Genomic DNA, 13857 nt, shown 5'->3' with positions numbered 1-13857 from the left:
TCCAGTGAGGGTTGGCTCCCCGCCGCGGTAGTCCAGTGAGCGTTGGCTGTCCGGGAGGCCGGATGCCAGCCATCCCCCACTGGACTACACCCCGTGGGGGCGCGGGCCGCGGCCGCCTCCCTAGCCCGCGAGGGCGGCGGCCTCCCGCGCCCGGCGCTCGACCTCGGCCCAGTCGCCGCGGCCGACGACGTCGGCGGGGGTCAGCCAGGAGCCGCCGACGCAGCCGACGTTGGGGAGGGCGAGGTACGCCGGGGCGGACGCCGCGGTGATCCCGCCGGTCGGGCAGAAGCGGGCGTCCGGGACGGGGGCGGCGACCGACTTCAGCCACGGCGCCCCGCCGGCGGCCTCGGCCGGGAAGAACTTCATGTCGGTGAACCCGGCCTCGAGGACCGCGAGCACCTCCGACACCGTCGAGGTGCCGGGCAGGAACGGCAGGCCGGTGGCGGCCATCGCGTCGAGCAGCGCGGGCGTGGCGCCGGGCGAGACGAGGAACTGCGCGCCGGCGTCCTGGGCGAGCTTGGCCTGGCCGGGGGCGACGACCGTGCCGGCGCCGACCAGGATCTCGGGGACCTCGGCCGCGATGGCGGCGATCGCGTCGAGCGCGACCGGGGTGCGCAGGGTGAGCTCGATCGCGGGCAGGCCGCCCGCGACCAGCGCCCGCGCGATCGGGACGGCGTGGGCGAGGTCGTCGACGACGACGACCGGCATCACCGGGACGACGTCGAGGACGGACCGGGTGGAGCCGGCGGACGGCTCAGGCAGGCTGGACAACGGGCACCTCCGGGGTGGGCATGTCGAACGCGGGGAAGACGCTGGCGCCGGCGTCGGCCGGGCCGACGGTGGCGCGGAACGCGGCGAACAGCTCGCGGCCGGTGCCGGCGAACTCCTCGCCGACCGGCGCGCGGCCGGTGCTCGGGCGGTGCCGCAGGACGTCCTCGTCGGCCACCGTCAGCCGGCCGCCGTCGGCGTCGACGGTGATGACGTCGCCGTCGACGACCCGCGACAGGGGACCGCCGAGGGCCGCCTCGGGCGTGACGTGGATGGCCGCCGGAACCTTGCCGGACGCGCCGGACATCCGCCCGTCGGTGACGATCGCGACCTTCTGGCCGCGGTCCTGCAGGACGCCGAGGGCGGGAGTGAGCTTGTGCAGCTCGGGCATTCCGTTGGCCGCGGGCCCCTGGTAGCGGATGACCGCGACCACGTCGCGGCCGTCGAGGCGACCCTCGCCGAAGGCGGCGAGGAAGTCGGCCTGGTCGTCGAAGACCATCGCGGGCGCGGTCACGACGCGGTGCTCGGGGCGTACGGCCGACGTCTTGATGACGGCCGTGCCGAGCGGTCCGGTGAGCACCTTGAGGCCGCCGTCGACGGAGAACGGCTGGTCCGCGGGCCGCAGCACGTCGTGGTCGAGGCTGGCCTTGGGACCCTCCTCCCAGGTCAGGTCGGTGCCGCGCAGCACCGGCTCCCGCGTGTAGTGCAAGAGCCCGCGTCCGGCGATCGTCTGCACGTCCTCGTGCAGCATCCCGGCGCGCAGCAGGGTGTGGACGAGGTACGCGATGCCGCCGGCGGCGTGGAAGTGGTTCACGTCGGCCTGGCCGTTGGGGTAGATCCGGCACAGCAGCGGCACGACGGCCGACAGGTCGGCGAGGTCCTGCCAGGTCAGCGCGATGCCGGCGGCGCGGGCGATCGCGACGAGGTGGAGCGTGTGGTTGGTCGACCCGCCGCTGGCCAGCAGCGCGACGCACGCGTTGACGATGGTGCGCTCGTCGACGAGCTCGCCGACCGGCGTCGGCTCGCCGCCCTGCCGCGTGATCGCGACGGCGCGCGCGGCGGCGGCGCGGGTCAGCGCCTCGCGCAGCGGGGTGCCGGGGTTCACGAAGGACGACCCCGGCAGGTGCAGGCCCATGACCTCCATCAGCAGCTGGTTGGAGTTGGCCGTGCCGTAGAAGGTGCAGGTGCCCTTCGAGTGGTACGACGCCGCCTCCGCCTCGAGCAGCTCCTCGCGGGTCGCCTTGCCCTCCGCGTGCAGCTGGCGCACCCGGGCCTTCTCGCCGTTGGGCAGGCCGGACGGCATCGGCCCGGCCGGGACGAACACCGTCGGCAGGTGGCCGAACGACAGCGCGCCGATCAGCAGCCCGGGGACGATCTTGTCGCAGACGCCGAGCAGCAGCGCGCCGTCGAACATGTCGTGGCTGAGCGCGATCGCGGTCGACATCGCGATCACGTCGCGGCTGTAGAGCGAGAGCTGCATGCCGTCGCGGCCCTGGGTGATGCCGTCGCACATCGCCGGGACGCCGCCGGCGACCTGGGCGAGGCCGCCCGCCCGCACGGCCGCCTTCTTGAGCACCGGCGGGTAGTCGACGAACGGCTGGTGGGCCGAGAGCATGTCGTTGTAGCTGGTGACGATCGCCAGGTTGGGCTTGGTGCGCCCGCGCAGCGCGGTCTTCTCCGCGGGCTCGCTGGCGGCGAAGCCGTGGGCGAGGTTGGCGCAGCCGAGGTCGGTGCGCGCGGCCGGACCGGTGCCGGCGGCGGCGCGGACCCGGGCGAGGTACGCCGCGCGGCTCGCGCTGCTGCGCTCGACGATCCGGGCGGTCACCTCGGCGACGACGGGGTGCATCTGGTGGGTGGTCATTCGATCTCCTGCCAGGCCCGGCCCTCGCGCTCGAGGAGCATGGCCGCTGCGGTCGGGCCGGACGTACCGGCGGGGTAGCGCTTGGGAGGGACGCCGGCGGCCTGCCAGCGCCGGAGGACGGGCTCGACCCACGTCCACGCGGCCTCGACCTCGTCGCGGCGCATGAAGAGGGTGGGGTTGCCCTTGATGACGTCCATGAGCAGCCGCTCGTAGGCGTCGGGCGACCGCTCGGAGAACGCGGTCGCATAGCTGAGGTCGAGCGAGACCGGGTGGAGGCGGATGCCGCCGGGACCGGGCTCCTTGGCGGTCATGTGCAGCCGCATCCCCTCCTCGGGCTGGAGCTGGATGTGCAGCCGGTTGCCGAGGACGGCGCCCTCGGAGTGCGGGAACATCGCGTGCGGCGGCTCCTTGAAGACCACCACGATCTCGGAGAGCCGACGGCCCATCCGCTTGCCGGTGCGCAGGAAGAACGGCACGCCCGCCCACCGCCAGTTCTGCACCTCCGCGCGCAGCGCCACGAAGGTCTCGGTGCCGCTGCCGGGGGCGCCGGGCGCCAGCCCGAGGTCCTCGTCGTAGGACGGCACGACGGCGCCGTCGACGACGCCCTGGCCGTAGCGCCCGCGGACGGTGTCGCGGTCGACGTCCTCGGCCGTCATCGGCCGCAGCGCCTGCAGCACCTTGAGCTTCTCGTCGCGCACCGTCTCGCGGCCGACGTACGTCGGCGGCTCCATCGCGACCAGGCAGAGCAGCTGGAGCAGGTGGTTCTGCACCATGTCGCGCAGCGCGCCGGACGTGTCGTAGTAGGCGCCGCGCTCGCCGACGCCGAGCGTCTCGGCGACCGTGATCTGGACGTGGTCGACCCAGCGCGAGTTCCACAGCGGCTCGAGGAAGGTGTTGGCGAAGCGCGTGACGAGGAGGTTCTGGACGCTCTCCTTGCCGAGGTAGTGGTCGATCCGGAACACCTGGTGCTCCTCGAAGACCCGGCCCACGGCGTCGTTGACCCGCCGGGCGGAGGCCAGGTCGGTGCCGATCGGCTTCTCCATCACCACGCGCGACGTCGGCTCGACGACGCCGATCTCGTCGAGCCGGTCGCAGATCGGGCCGAAGAGGGCGGGGGCGACGGCGAGGTAGAACACCCGCACCTGGCCGCGGTCGTGCTCCTTGAGCAGCCCGTGCAGCAGGTGCCAGCCCTCGGGGTCGGACGCGTCGACGGTGAGGTGGTGGACCCGCTCGAGCATCCGGTCGACGGCGACCGGCTCCAGCTCGGCGGCCGGGACGTGCCGGCCGAGGGCCTCGCGGGCCATCGCGCGGTAGCCGTCGTCGTCGATCTCGCTGCGCGAGGCGCCCACGATGCGGAAGTCGCGGGGCAGCTGGTGCTCGCGCTCGCGGTGGTAGAGGGCCGGCAGCAGCTTGCGCAGCGCGAGGTCGCCGGTGCCGCCGAAGACGACGAAGTCGCACGCCGGCAGCTCGGTCGCGAGCTCGGTGGTCGGGAGGGTCACCTGATCCACGGTAGAGGACGTTGGGTTCTTTGTAACCATGTCTTCGGTCTTTTTCATGCATAAGTAGCCGGGGCTTAGGATCCCAGCGATGAACGAGACCGCCGGCGACCTGCTCGCCCTGCTGCGCAGCGGACGCGCCCACACCCGCTCCGACCTGCGCCGGCTCACCGGCATGTCGCGCACCGCCGTCGTGGCCCGCGTGTCCGCGCTCGCCGACGCCGGGCTGGTCCTGCTCGGCGAGGAGCTCGCCAGCACCGGCGGCCGCCCGCCCGGCAGCCTCGTCTTCGACGTCCACGCCGGCGTGGTCCTGGCCGTCGCGATCGGACGCTCCCGCAGCCAGCTCGCCACCTTCGACCTCGGCGGCACCGAGCTCGGCTCGGCCTCGGTGGAGCACACCGTCGGCGCCGGGCCCGACGAGGTGATGCCGCCCCTGGCCGAGCAGCTCGCCGGACTGGTCCGCGACGCCGGCCGCCCGGTGCTGGGCGTCGGCCTCAGCCTCCCCGGCACCGTCGACCCGGTGCGCGCGGTGAGCATCGACTCCCCGGTGATGGCCGGGTGGGACGGCGTCGACCTGGCGCCCTACCTCGCGCCCGTCACCGACGCGCCCCTCCACGTCGGCAACGACGCCGACGTGCTCGCGCTGTCCGAGCGCCTGGGCCACGCGGCGTCCTACGACGACCTGCTGGTGCTCAAGGTGTCGACCGGCCTGGGCCTCGGCATCATCGCCGACGGTCGCGTGGTGAGCGGCCACCTCGGCGGCGCCGGCGAGATCGGCCACGTCCGCACCGAGGCCGCTGCCGGGCACGCGTGCCGCTGCGGGGGCGAGGGGTGCCTGGAGACCGTCGCCGGCGGGTGGGCGCTGGTCGCCCAGTTCGTCGAGCGCGGCCACGAGGTCAGCCACGTCCGCGACCTCACCGCCCTCGCCCTGGGCGGCGACGCCGACGCCAAGGCGATGCTCCGCGAGAGCGGCCGGCTGGTCGGCGAGGTCGTCGCGGCCGCGATCACCCTGCTCAACCCGCACGCCCTCGTGGTCGGCGGCGACATGTCGGCGGCCTTCGACGTCTACGCCGCCGGCCTGCGCGAGAGCATCTACGCCCGCGCCACCGCGCTCGCCACCCGCGACCTGCAGGTGCTGCCCTCGACCTACGGCGACCGCGCCGGACTCGTCGGCTGCGCGGTGCTCGCGCTCGACAAGGCGCTCGCCCCGGCCGCGGTCGACGCGATGCTGCTCGAGGGCGTCCGCCTCGGCGACCCGGTCGACGACTGACCCGCCCGCACCACGCGGCGTACGCTCGCGCCATGACGCAGGTCCGCCGCGCGACCCCGGCCGACGCCGGCGTGCTCGCCCGGCTGCTGTGGGACTTCAACACCGAGTTCGAGTCCGAGACCGACGACGCCGACGTGCTCGCCGGCCGCTTCGCGCGACTGCTCGCCCTCGAGACGGCCTACGCCGTGCTCGCCGAGGACGACACCGGGCCGGTCGGCTTCGCGCTGGTCACCCTGCGGCCGGCGATCTGGTTCGACGGGCCGGTCGCCACCCTCGACGAGCTCTACGTCGTCCCCCACCTGCGCTCGGCCGGGATCGGCACGCAGGTCCTCGACCTGTCCCGCGCCCTGGCCCGCGAGGCCGGCGCCCCGGAGATGCACATCAACGTCGACGAGGTCGACGCCGACACCCGCCGGTTCTACGAGCGCCACGGCTTCGTCAACGTCGAGGACGTCGCCGACGGGCGGATGCTCTGCTACGTCGGCACCGCCTGAGGAGCGTCAGACCTCCGAAGTCCCCGGATATCCGGGGACTCTCGTGGTTCGCACCCGAGATCGCGGGTGCGAACCACGAGGTCCGGGTGCAAAGCATCGCTGCCAGACTCGTGCCGTGGAGTCTCAGTCGCTGACCGGGATCGAGGGCGTGCGGTGGGTGCCGGACGTCCCGACCGGTGTCGCTGCGCTCGTGCTCGCCGGTTCGAGCGGACGGGTGGACTCGGGGCGGGCCAGGCTCCTGGCCCAGCACGGCGTCGTTGCGGAGTCGGTCCAGTGGTTCGGCGGCGCGGGGCAGAGCTCAGGGCCGTACGACGTCCCGCTCGAGCTGTTCCTCGGCCGGGTCGCGGACCTGGCCCGGGAGAACGACACGATCGTCGTCGTCGGTACCTCCTTCGGTTCCGAGGCGGCGATGCTCATCGGCGCCCACAGCCCCGATGTCGACGCGGTCGTCGCGTTCGCGCCGTCGGACGTCGTGTGGGCCGGCGTACGTCCTGACGGCGCCACGACCTCGCACTGGACCTTCGGCGGATCCCCTCTGCCCCACGTCCCGTTCATCGACACGTGGGAGCCAGCCGACGACCCGCCCGCCTTCGTCACCCTCTACGAGGAGAGCAGGCGGCGATCAGCGGCAGCGACCTCGGGACCCGCGCTCCCCGTCGAGCACATCGACCGACTGGTGCTCGTCGCGGGCGGTGACGACCAGGTCTGGCCGTCGCTCGAGATGGCCCGCGCGATCGAGGCGCGACGCGACGCGCACGGACGCGGCACGACGCTCGTCACTGACCCGCGGGCGGGGCACCGCACCGTCCTGCCCGGGGAAGACCCGGTCGTGGGCGGCGTGAGGATGCGGCGCGACGGGACGGAGGAGGCCGACCGCAGGCTGGGCCGGGCGGCGTGGCCCCACGTCGCCGCTCTGCTCCGCGGGCCAGGCGCCACAGCGGACTAGGGTCGTCGCATGCCCGAGTTCACCTGGCGCCCGGCCAACGAGGCGACGGACGCGGACGTCGAGGCCGTCTTCGAGGCGGGCGGCGCCCGCAAGTGCCGGTGCCAGGGGCTCAAGGTGCCGGGCTGGATCTGGCGCGACACCACCCAGGAGCAGCGCGACACGGCGCTGGTGGAGCAGACGGCCTGCGGCACGGGCGGGCCGACGTCGGGACTGATCGGCTACGTCGACGGGGAGCCCGCCGGGTGGGTCGCGGTCGAGCCGCGGGAGAACTACCCGCGCATCTGGAGCCGCAGGCAGCCGTGGATGCGGATGGACCCGGACCGCGAGGGCGTCTGGTCGGTCACCTGCTTCGTCGTCCGCAAGGGCCACCGCCGGGCGGGACTGATGTACGAGCTCGCCGCCGCCACCGTCGCGTACGGCGAGCGGGTCGGCGCGCGCGTCCTGGAGGGCTACCCCACCGAGCCCGCCGACGGGAAGACGGTCATCTGGGACGAGGCGTCGGTCGGGCTGCTGCAGGTCTTCCTCGACGCCGGCTACGAGGTGGTCGCGACGCCGACCCTGCGCCGCCGCGTGGTCCGCAAGGAGCTCGCCCGGGGGTGAGGCTCAGCGCCCCGCCGCCACCATCTCCCCGACCGCCTCCTCGAGGCTGGCGCGCAGCGCGGCGAGGTCCGCGACGGCGCTCGCGTCGACGTTGACCCCGAGGCAGGCGGTGTCGCCGAGGGTGGTGAGCACGACGGTGAGCGCCGAACCCGGCAGCGGCCCGAGGACGTAGGTCCCCCGCACCTGCGCGCCGGCCATGTAGCGCCGCTTCGGCGGGCCGGGCAGCGTCAGCACGAAGGCGTCGGGCGGAGCTGCGACCCGGAGCGCGGAGGCGCCGACGAACGACGGCATCCGGTTGAGCAGCGGGGCGGCGGCGTCGAGGACCTCGAGCGCCCGCTCGGTGTGGAGCGACAGCACCTCGCCCCGCACCGCGGCGACCCGGTCGACCGGGTCCTCGATCGCCGTCGGACCCGAGATGACGGCGCCGGCGAAGCGGTTGCCGAGGTCGTCGGCGCGGCTCAGCGAGACGCGTACGCCGACCGGCACCTCGCGCACGTCGCTGCCGCGTCGCTCGTGGTAGCGCCGGAGCCCGCCGAGCACCAGCGCGACCGCGACGTCGTCGAGCGTGGCGCCGCTCCGGCGGGCCACCGTCCGCAGCGGCTCGAGCGGTGCGTCGAGGGTGAGGAACGCCCACGACCGCCCGGTGCGCGGCGCCAGCTCGGGCGACGGCGGCGCGGCCTGGGTGAGCAGCCGACGGACCGACGCGCCGTAGCGCAGGCCGGACGCGACCACCGTCGACGGCCGGGTCGACAGCAGCGACCGGGCCGCGCCCCAGGCGGACCCGGCGAGGACGGAGGCGTCGCCGCGCAGGCCCGCGACGGCCAGGTCGACCGGGTCCACCTCGGCCGGCGCGGCGTCCTCGTCGCCGAGCGGCTTGCGGGGCGTGTGGGCCCGGCGGCCGGACTGGAGCATCGAGAGCAGCTGGACGGTGCCGAGCGGGTCGGCGAGGGCGTGGTGGATCTTGAGGACGTAGCTCGCTCCGCCGTCGGTGTCCTCGAGCAGGACGCCCTCCCACAGCGGGCGCGACCGGTCGAAGGGGCGCAGCGCGACCTGCGCCGCCTCGGCCAGCACCTCGTCGCGGCCGGCGACCCGCTCGCGGCGCAGGTGGTAGCGCAGGTCGAAGGTGGGGTCGTCGGCCCAGGTGGGCGGGGCGGTCGGCACGACCGGGTCGACCACCCGCTGCCGCAGCCGGCGCACCAGCCGGGTGCCCCACTCGGTCGCCGCGACGAACCGCTGCCAGTCCGGCGCCCGGTCGAGGTCGATGACGACGGTCGTGGTCGACGACTGCACCGGGTGGCGCTCGGCCCGCCACAGCAGCGTCTGCACGGGCGTGAGCTCGGCGCCCGACGACCAGGTCGCGGCGCTGCCCCAGCGCTCGAGGTCCTCGGAGGTCGTGGGACTCACTGCGGCCACCTCGCGAGGGTGTCCTGGAACTTCTGCCGCAGGGCGGCGATCCGGTCGTCCATGTCGTCGGCGCTCCAGTCGGTCTCGGGCTCGAGGACGCAGACGTCCACGACACCGGGGTTGAGCACGAGCGAGCTGCGGCGCATCAGCTCGCCGGTGTTGCGCAGCACCACCGGCACGACCGGCACGCCGGCCTGCGCGGCCAGGTGGAACGCACCCTTGCGGAACGGCCCCAGCACGGGGGTCGCCGACCGGGTGCCCTCGGGGAAGATCATCAGCGAGGTGCCGCCGCGGATCCGGTCGACGACGCCGTCGAGGGTCGCCCGTGCCGACGCTGAGTCGGACCGGTCGATCCAGGCCGGGTCGATCACCACCGACCCGACGAAGGTGCGCGGGTCCCACCGCGCCTCCTTCTTCGCCACGATGGTGAAGTCACGCTCGAGCAGCTGGCCGAGGACCGGGATGTCCAGCGCGCTCTGATGGTTGGCGACGAAGATCGCCGGCCGGTGGGTCCACAGCCGCTCCCGGTGCAGGACGTCCACCGACACCCCGGCGATCGCCATCGGCAGGTGGGTGGCCAGCTTGACCGCCGTGTTGCGGGCCTCGCTGCGGTCGCCGCGCAGCAGCCCGTAGGCCAGGCCGGCACCGACGCCGGCGTTCATCCCGGCCAGCGCGGCGACGGTCCGGCCGGCCGCGACCAGCGAGCCGCCCACGGGGTCGGCGAGGTCGAGCACCGGCCAGCCCAGCCGCGCGGCGGCGGCACGCAGGTCGCGGTGCGGGTTGAGCGCCGTCGGGTGTCCGACGGAGGAGAGGAAGGCGACGTCCTCGTAGCCGTTGCCGTAGGCGTAGGACTCCGCCAGGTCGACGCCGTGCTCGCGCGCGAAGGCGCGGACGCCGCTGGCCTTGTGGCGTCCCCAGAGCATCGGGCCGTCGGTCTCGCCGGTGAACTGGCCGTCCTCGACCACCAGCCGCGTGCAGATCAGGTGCTCGACGCCGAGGTCCCGCGCGACCGGCGCGATCTGGTACGCCGTCGCGGCCGAGGCGACCGCGACGGTGTGGCCGGCGCGCTGGTGGGCCGCGACCAGGGCGCGCGACTCGCGCCGGATGGTGCCGGCGATCTTCGCACGGAAGAGCCGCTCGCCGAGGTCGGCGAAGGCCTCCTCCGACTCCCCGCGCATCGCGGAGAAGGCGACGTGGGCGATCCGGGTGGGGTCGCCGCCGAGCTCGCCGTCGACCGCCGTGACGACGGTGCGGAGGAACTCGGCGGGCGACACCTCGCGGCCCTTGAGCCGGTCGCCGTAGAAGGTGGCGGCGGTGTAGCCCGCGACGAGGGTGCCGTCGAGGTCGAAGAACGCCCCGACCTCCGGGCCCTGCGGGCCGGCCTCGATGGCGTCGATCGCCTCGCGGGCCGCGGTGGACAGCCCGCTCACACGGGGTCCTGCGCGGGCGACTGCTGCGGGACGGGCGGCGGCACCACCTGCACGGGCTCCCCCGCGATCTCGCCGACGATGTTGACCCGGCGCACGGTGTCGCGCAGCTCGGCGGCGAACGCCTCGCGGGCCGAGCCCACGCCGGCGCCCTCGTCGAGCAGCCCCTTGTGGCGGGCGAGCGCGAGAGCGGTGCGGAAGAGCTGAGCGAGATCGACTCGGCGCTCGCGACCCGCCGCTGCAGGGCCCACTGCTGGCCGACCGCGAGGGCGTCGGCGAGCAGCGCCTCCTCGTCGACGGGGCCGTCGCCGTGCTCGGCGAGCCGGTCGGCGACGACGAGGTAGGCGTCGAGGAACGGGCGCAGCACCAGGTGCGCGAGGTGGGGACGGGCGGTGACGAGCAGCTGGCGCGCCTTGACCGGCGTCAGCTCGGTGACGCCCTCGCCGACCAGCAGCTGCAGCTCGGCGCGCAGGTCGTCCTCGAAGTCGGCGCGGGAGGGGAAGAAGAACTCGAACTTGAGCAGGTCGCGCATCCGCTTCGCCTCCTCCCAGCCCACCTGGAGCTCGCCGCCGGGCGGCAGGTCGGCGCCGGGCTCGAGCTCGCTGACCGTGAGCAGCGCGAGCTCGCCGATCGCGCGCTCGACGAGGATGTGGATCACGGTGTTGCGGTAGAACGCCGCGACCAGGTGCTGGTCGTCGCCGATCTTCCAGACCGGCTCGGTGCCCTGGTCGTACGCCGTCAGCACCCCGCTGCGGGCCAGCTCGGCCAGCGCCCGGCGGATCGTCGAGCGGTCGCGCAGGTCGGCGGCGCCGGCGACCGGCCACCGGCGCGACTCCACGTAGGCCGCGAGCGGCTCGACCGTCTCGAGCACCTCGTCGACGGTGAGGGCGCGGTCGGCGCCGAGCAGCGCCAGCGACACGATCGCGGTGACGGTGACGGGGGTGGCGCGGTTGAGCCGGTGGGAGATGTCGAGCGCGACCCGCTCGACCGCCTGGTGCCCGGTGACGCCCTCCGCGGCGAGCTCCGCCATCCGCTCGCTCAGCGAGAACGGCTCGCCGACGGTGAGGTAGGCCCGCCCGAGACGGTTGCGCTGCAGCCGCGCGAAGCGTACGAGCCAGCGCCAGTCCTCCGGCGTCTTGCTGGCCCCGCGCGCCTCCTCGGTCATCAGCGAGACCTCGTGGAGCTGGTCGTAGACCACGGACACCGGCACGACCTGCACGTCCGGGGCGTCCGGCCCCTCGACGGTGTCGGTGAGGTACTTGAGGATGCCGTGCACCGGGGGACGCAGCTTGCCGGTGCGGGTGCGGCCGCCCTCGATCGACCAGGCCAGGTTGCGCTTGTTGGCCACCATCTGGCGGATGTAGGAGCGCAGCGCGAGCCGGTAGACCGGGATCTCCTGGGTCGAGCGGCGGATGAAGATGACGCCGGTGCGCTTGGCGATCGTGCCCAGCACGGGGAGGTTCAGGTTGGCGCCGCCGAAGGTGTAGGTCGGCGAGAAGCGCCGCGCCATCAGCACGTTGGGGATGACCATGCCGTCGAGGTACGAGCGGTGGCTGAACGCGAGCGCCAGGCTGTGGGCCCGGTCGACCTTGCGCAGCCGCTGCATCTGGTCCTCGTCGACGAGCACGTCGTAGGCGCGCAGGAACCAGTCGCCCATCCGCGCCCAGCCCTGCGAGGTGCGGTCGTCGTGGTCGGCCGCCATCTCGTGGAGGTAGCCGGTGACCTCGTCCCACACCTCGGGCTCGGGTCGGCCCTGCTCGTCGGCCCAGTCCCGGACGGCGGCCTGGAAGCGCTTGTCGTGGAGGAGCTCGGTCACCTCCTGCGGCGGCGCGGCGGGGAGCCGCTCCCCGACGCTGCGGGGCAGGCCGGCCCGCGCGAGGTCTCGGACACGTCGGACGGCGGTCACGGCCCCTCCTTCCTGCCGCGCCGGGGCGCGAGCACGGGCGTGCGCCGAAAGTTACCTGCGTCACCCACACCCTGACCATGGCCCGACCGGGACCGACCTCGGTTTCATCCTCGGCACCGCCCTCTAGTAACGTTCGGCGCGGTGACGTGTCCGAGCGGCCTAAGGAGAACGCCTCGAAAGCGTTTGTGGGCGCAAGTCCACCGAGGGTTCAAATCCCTCCGTCACCGCCAGGGGCTCCCGACGAAAGTCGGGAGCCAAGCCGACGAAAGTCGGAGAGAGCCGCCTCAGGCCCGAGAAATCGGTCGCCGGGGGCGGCTCTCGGCATTCCGGGAGGCGCTGCGGCTCTCCGCGAGCGAGCCGGGTGCGCTGCGCCGGGAGTCCGGTCGCCCGATGATGACGAGACGCCCTGCCGCAGGTGGCTGAGGCAGAGCGCTTGGCGCACTCCTGCCGACCGGCAAAAGATCAGTGTCCGGTGCAACGCTGCAGGGTCCTGCGACGACTGGACAGATGTGAAAACTACGGAGAGGCACGGGCCTGCCTTGCAGTTCGAAGATGCGTACCGAGAGCATCGGCTGACGCTCCTGCGCTTGGCGTACCTGATGTCCGGTTCACACGACGTGAGCGAGGACGTAGTCCAATCCGTGTTCACCTCCGCACACGACCGCTGGGACCAGATCGACAAGCCGCTCCCATACCTGAAACGCGCCGTGGTCAACGCCGTCAAGGACGTCCAGCGGCGTCGCTTCCGCCTCCTGTCGAGGACCCCCGAGAGGCCTCCGGTCGCTCTTCCACCGGAAGTGGACGAGACATGGGCCCACGTCGGACGGCTCTCATGGATCCAGCGCGCCGTCGTCGTCCTGCACTACTACGAAGACCTCCCCTTGAACGAGGTAGCAGCCGTCCTCGACCGCCCGGCGGCAACGGTGCGCTCCGACCACCGCCGCGCACTCGACAAGCTTCGAAAGGCACTGGCATGAACGACACCCACGACAAGCAGGGCATCGAACAACGCCTGCGGCATGACCTGCACACGGTGGCAGACACGCTCACCGAGGATGCCTTCGCAACCGCACCCCAGCGCGAGCGCCGTCCGCGTCGCAACCGACGACTCGCCCTCAGCGTGGGAGCGCTGGCCGTTCCATTGGCGCTGGCAGCGGGAGCGTACGTACAGGACGGACCCGAGTACGTCGACACCATCGCTCCTGAACGGATCGTGGCGACCGGGAGTGTGGACGGCAGTCGCTACCTGCTCATCGAGTCTGACCGCACCGACGCGTGCGGACAGCCGGTCACCGGCGTGGAACTGGTCGAAGAGCGCAAGAACCTGCTCGGCAGCGAGTGGAACACGACTGGCTACGAGTACGGGGAGTACGTCGATACCGGTTGTGGAGGTGTCGTCATCGACACGGCGCGCTACCTCAAGGACCCGGCCCTGTTCGCCGACTCAGGAGCCGAGGTGGGCGACTCGTTCGTATGGATCTACGCCGTCCACCCCGACGTGGACACCGTGCGCATCACGTCCGGTGACTACACCAAGGATCTTCGTGTCTACGAGGTCGACGGAGCCGGATACGCCCCCTTCGAGATCCCCGAGAACATCGACGAGTACACCTCCGAGCTGCTCATCGACGGGCAGGTAGTCCCCGGCTCCACAGAGGAGCAAGAGGTGATGCGACCGTGAAGGC

General features: G+C 73.4%; 12 protein-coding genes, 1 tRNA gene and 1 pseudogene. 7 read left to right on the top strand and 7 right to left on the bottom strand.

The genetic code is table 11. The features are described 5' to 3' along the window. Positions 1–120: 120 nt before the first annotated feature. From eda to zwf, 3 genes are read right to left on the bottom strand one after another with little or no spacing between them, the layout of a single operon-like run. Entirely contained in the window at positions 121–771 is a 651-nt protein-coding gene (gene eda, locus LN652_RS13940) for a bifunctional 4-hydroxy-2-oxoglutarate aldolase/2-dehydro-3-deoxy-phosphogluconate aldolase (RefSeq protein ID WP_230441221.1), read from the bottom strand. Continuing rightward, positions 755–2629 carry a phosphogluconate dehydratase gene (gene edd / locus LN652_RS13935; RefSeq protein ID WP_230441220.1) on the bottom strand — a complete coding sequence of 625 codons (1875 nt, stop codon included), beginning with the start codon at positions 2627–2629 and terminating at the stop codon, positions 755–757. The genes eda and edd overlap by 17 nt, the downstream gene beginning before the upstream one ends. Further along, on the bottom strand, positions 2626–4128 hold the full coding sequence (gene zwf / locus LN652_RS13930) for a glucose-6-phosphate dehydrogenase (RefSeq protein WP_230441219.1): 1503 nt from the start codon (positions 4126–4128) through the stop codon (positions 2626–2628). The genes edd and zwf overlap by 4 nt, the downstream gene beginning before the upstream one ends. A gap of 88 nt (positions 4129–4216) precedes the next feature. Between zwf and LN652_RS13925 the strand changes: the two genes are divergently transcribed. From LN652_RS13925 to LN652_RS13910, 4 genes are all read left to right on the top strand, one after another. Then, complete coding sequence (locus LN652_RS13925; RefSeq protein ID WP_230441218.1) at positions 4217–5395, top strand: ROK family transcriptional regulator; 1179 nt, start codon at positions 4217–4219, stop codon at positions 5393–5395. 32 nt (positions 5396–5427) lie between these two features. Then, positions 5428–5889: a GNAT family N-acetyltransferase gene (locus LN652_RS13920; protein WP_230441217.1), complete on the top strand. Its 462-nt coding sequence runs from the start codon at positions 5428–5430 to the stop codon at positions 5887–5889. 115 nt (positions 5890–6004) lie between these two features. Next, positions 6005–6835: an acyl-CoA thioester hydrolase/BAAT C-terminal domain-containing protein gene (locus LN652_RS13915; RefSeq protein WP_230441216.1), complete on the top strand. Its 831-nt coding sequence runs from the start codon at positions 6005–6007 to the stop codon at positions 6833–6835. 9 nt (positions 6836–6844) lie between these two features. Continuing rightward, on the top strand, positions 6845–7435 hold the full coding sequence (locus LN652_RS13910) for a GNAT family N-acetyltransferase (RefSeq protein ID WP_230441215.1): 591 nt from the start codon (positions 6845–6847) through the stop codon (positions 7433–7435). 3 nt (positions 7436–7438) lie between these two features. On the opposite strand, the gene LN652_RS13905 is transcribed toward LN652_RS13910, so the two are convergent. The 4 genes and pseudogenes from LN652_RS13905 to LN652_RS22160 form a co-directional block, all read right to left on the bottom strand. Next, the gene (locus tag LN652_RS13905; protein ID WP_230441214.1) at positions 7439–8839 is read right to left on the bottom strand and encodes a wax ester/triacylglycerol synthase domain-containing protein; all 1401 of its coding nucleotides are present in this window, start codon (positions 8837–8839) and stop codon (positions 7439–7441) included. Then, complete coding sequence (locus LN652_RS13900) at positions 8836–10269, bottom strand: HAD-IB family hydrolase (RefSeq protein ID WP_230441213.1); 1434 nt, start codon at positions 10267–10269, stop codon at positions 8836–8838. Before LN652_RS13900 ends, LN652_RS13905 begins: the two co-directional genes overlap by 4 nt. After that, positions 10266–10517 carry a hypothetical protein gene (locus LN652_RS13895; RefSeq protein WP_230441212.1) on the bottom strand — a complete coding sequence of 84 codons (252 nt, stop codon included), beginning with the start codon at positions 10515–10517 and terminating at the stop codon, positions 10266–10268. Before LN652_RS13895 ends, LN652_RS13900 begins: the two co-directional genes overlap by 4 nt. Positions 10518–10528: 11 nt before the next feature. Beyond that, positions 10529–12082: pseudogene (locus tag LN652_RS22160) on the bottom strand (lysophospholipid acyltransferase); the annotation flags it as partial. A gap of 230 nt (positions 12083–12312) precedes the next feature. On the opposite strand from LN652_RS22160, the gene LN652_RS13885 reads away from it, so the two are divergent. From LN652_RS13885 to LN652_RS13875, 3 genes are all read left to right on the top strand, one after another. Next, positions 12313–12402 (top strand) — tRNA-Ser (locus LN652_RS13885). Further along, a complete protein-coding gene (locus LN652_RS22050; protein WP_329958494.1) occupies positions 12358–13149 on the top strand; it encodes a sigma factor-like helix-turn-helix DNA-binding protein in 792 nt (263 codons plus the stop codon). Before LN652_RS13885 ends, LN652_RS22050 begins: the two co-directional genes overlap by 45 nt. Beyond that, on the top strand, positions 13146–13853 hold the full coding sequence (locus tag LN652_RS13875; RefSeq protein ID WP_230441209.1) for a hypothetical protein: 708 nt from the start codon (positions 13146–13148) through the stop codon (positions 13851–13853). Before LN652_RS22050 ends, LN652_RS13875 begins: the two co-directional genes overlap by 4 nt. Positions 13854–13857: the final 4 nt, after the last annotated feature.

Source organism: Nocardioides okcheonensis, assembly GCF_020991065.1.
Taxonomy (GTDB): domain Bacteria; phylum Actinomycetota; class Actinomycetes; order Propionibacteriales; family Nocardioidaceae; genus Nocardioides; species Nocardioides okcheonensis.
The sequence above is the reverse complement of the archived record's forward strand: the minus strand, read 5'-3'. Positions and strand labels throughout refer to the sequence as shown.

What these genes read in the sequence shown, in the direction of transcription:
- edd (WP_230441220.1), bottom strand. Translation starts at nt 2,629, where the DNA reads ATGACCACCCACCAGATGCACCCCGTCGTCGCCGAGGTGACCGCCCGG.
- LN652_RS13925 (WP_230441218.1), top strand. Translation starts at nt 4,217, where the DNA reads ATGAACGAGACCGCCGGCGACCTGCTCGCCCTGCTGCGCAGCGGACGC.
- LN652_RS13920 (WP_230441217.1), top strand. Translation starts at nt 5,428, where the DNA reads ATGACGCAGGTCCGCCGCGCGACCCCGGCCGACGCCGGCGTGCTCGCC.
- LN652_RS13910 (WP_230441215.1), top strand. Translation starts at nt 6,845, where the DNA reads ATGCCCGAGTTCACCTGGCGCCCGGCCAACGAGGCGACGGACGCGGAC.
- LN652_RS13875 (WP_230441209.1), top strand. Translation starts at nt 13,146, where the DNA reads ATGAACGACACCCACGACAAGCAGGGCATCGAACAACGCCTGCGGCAT.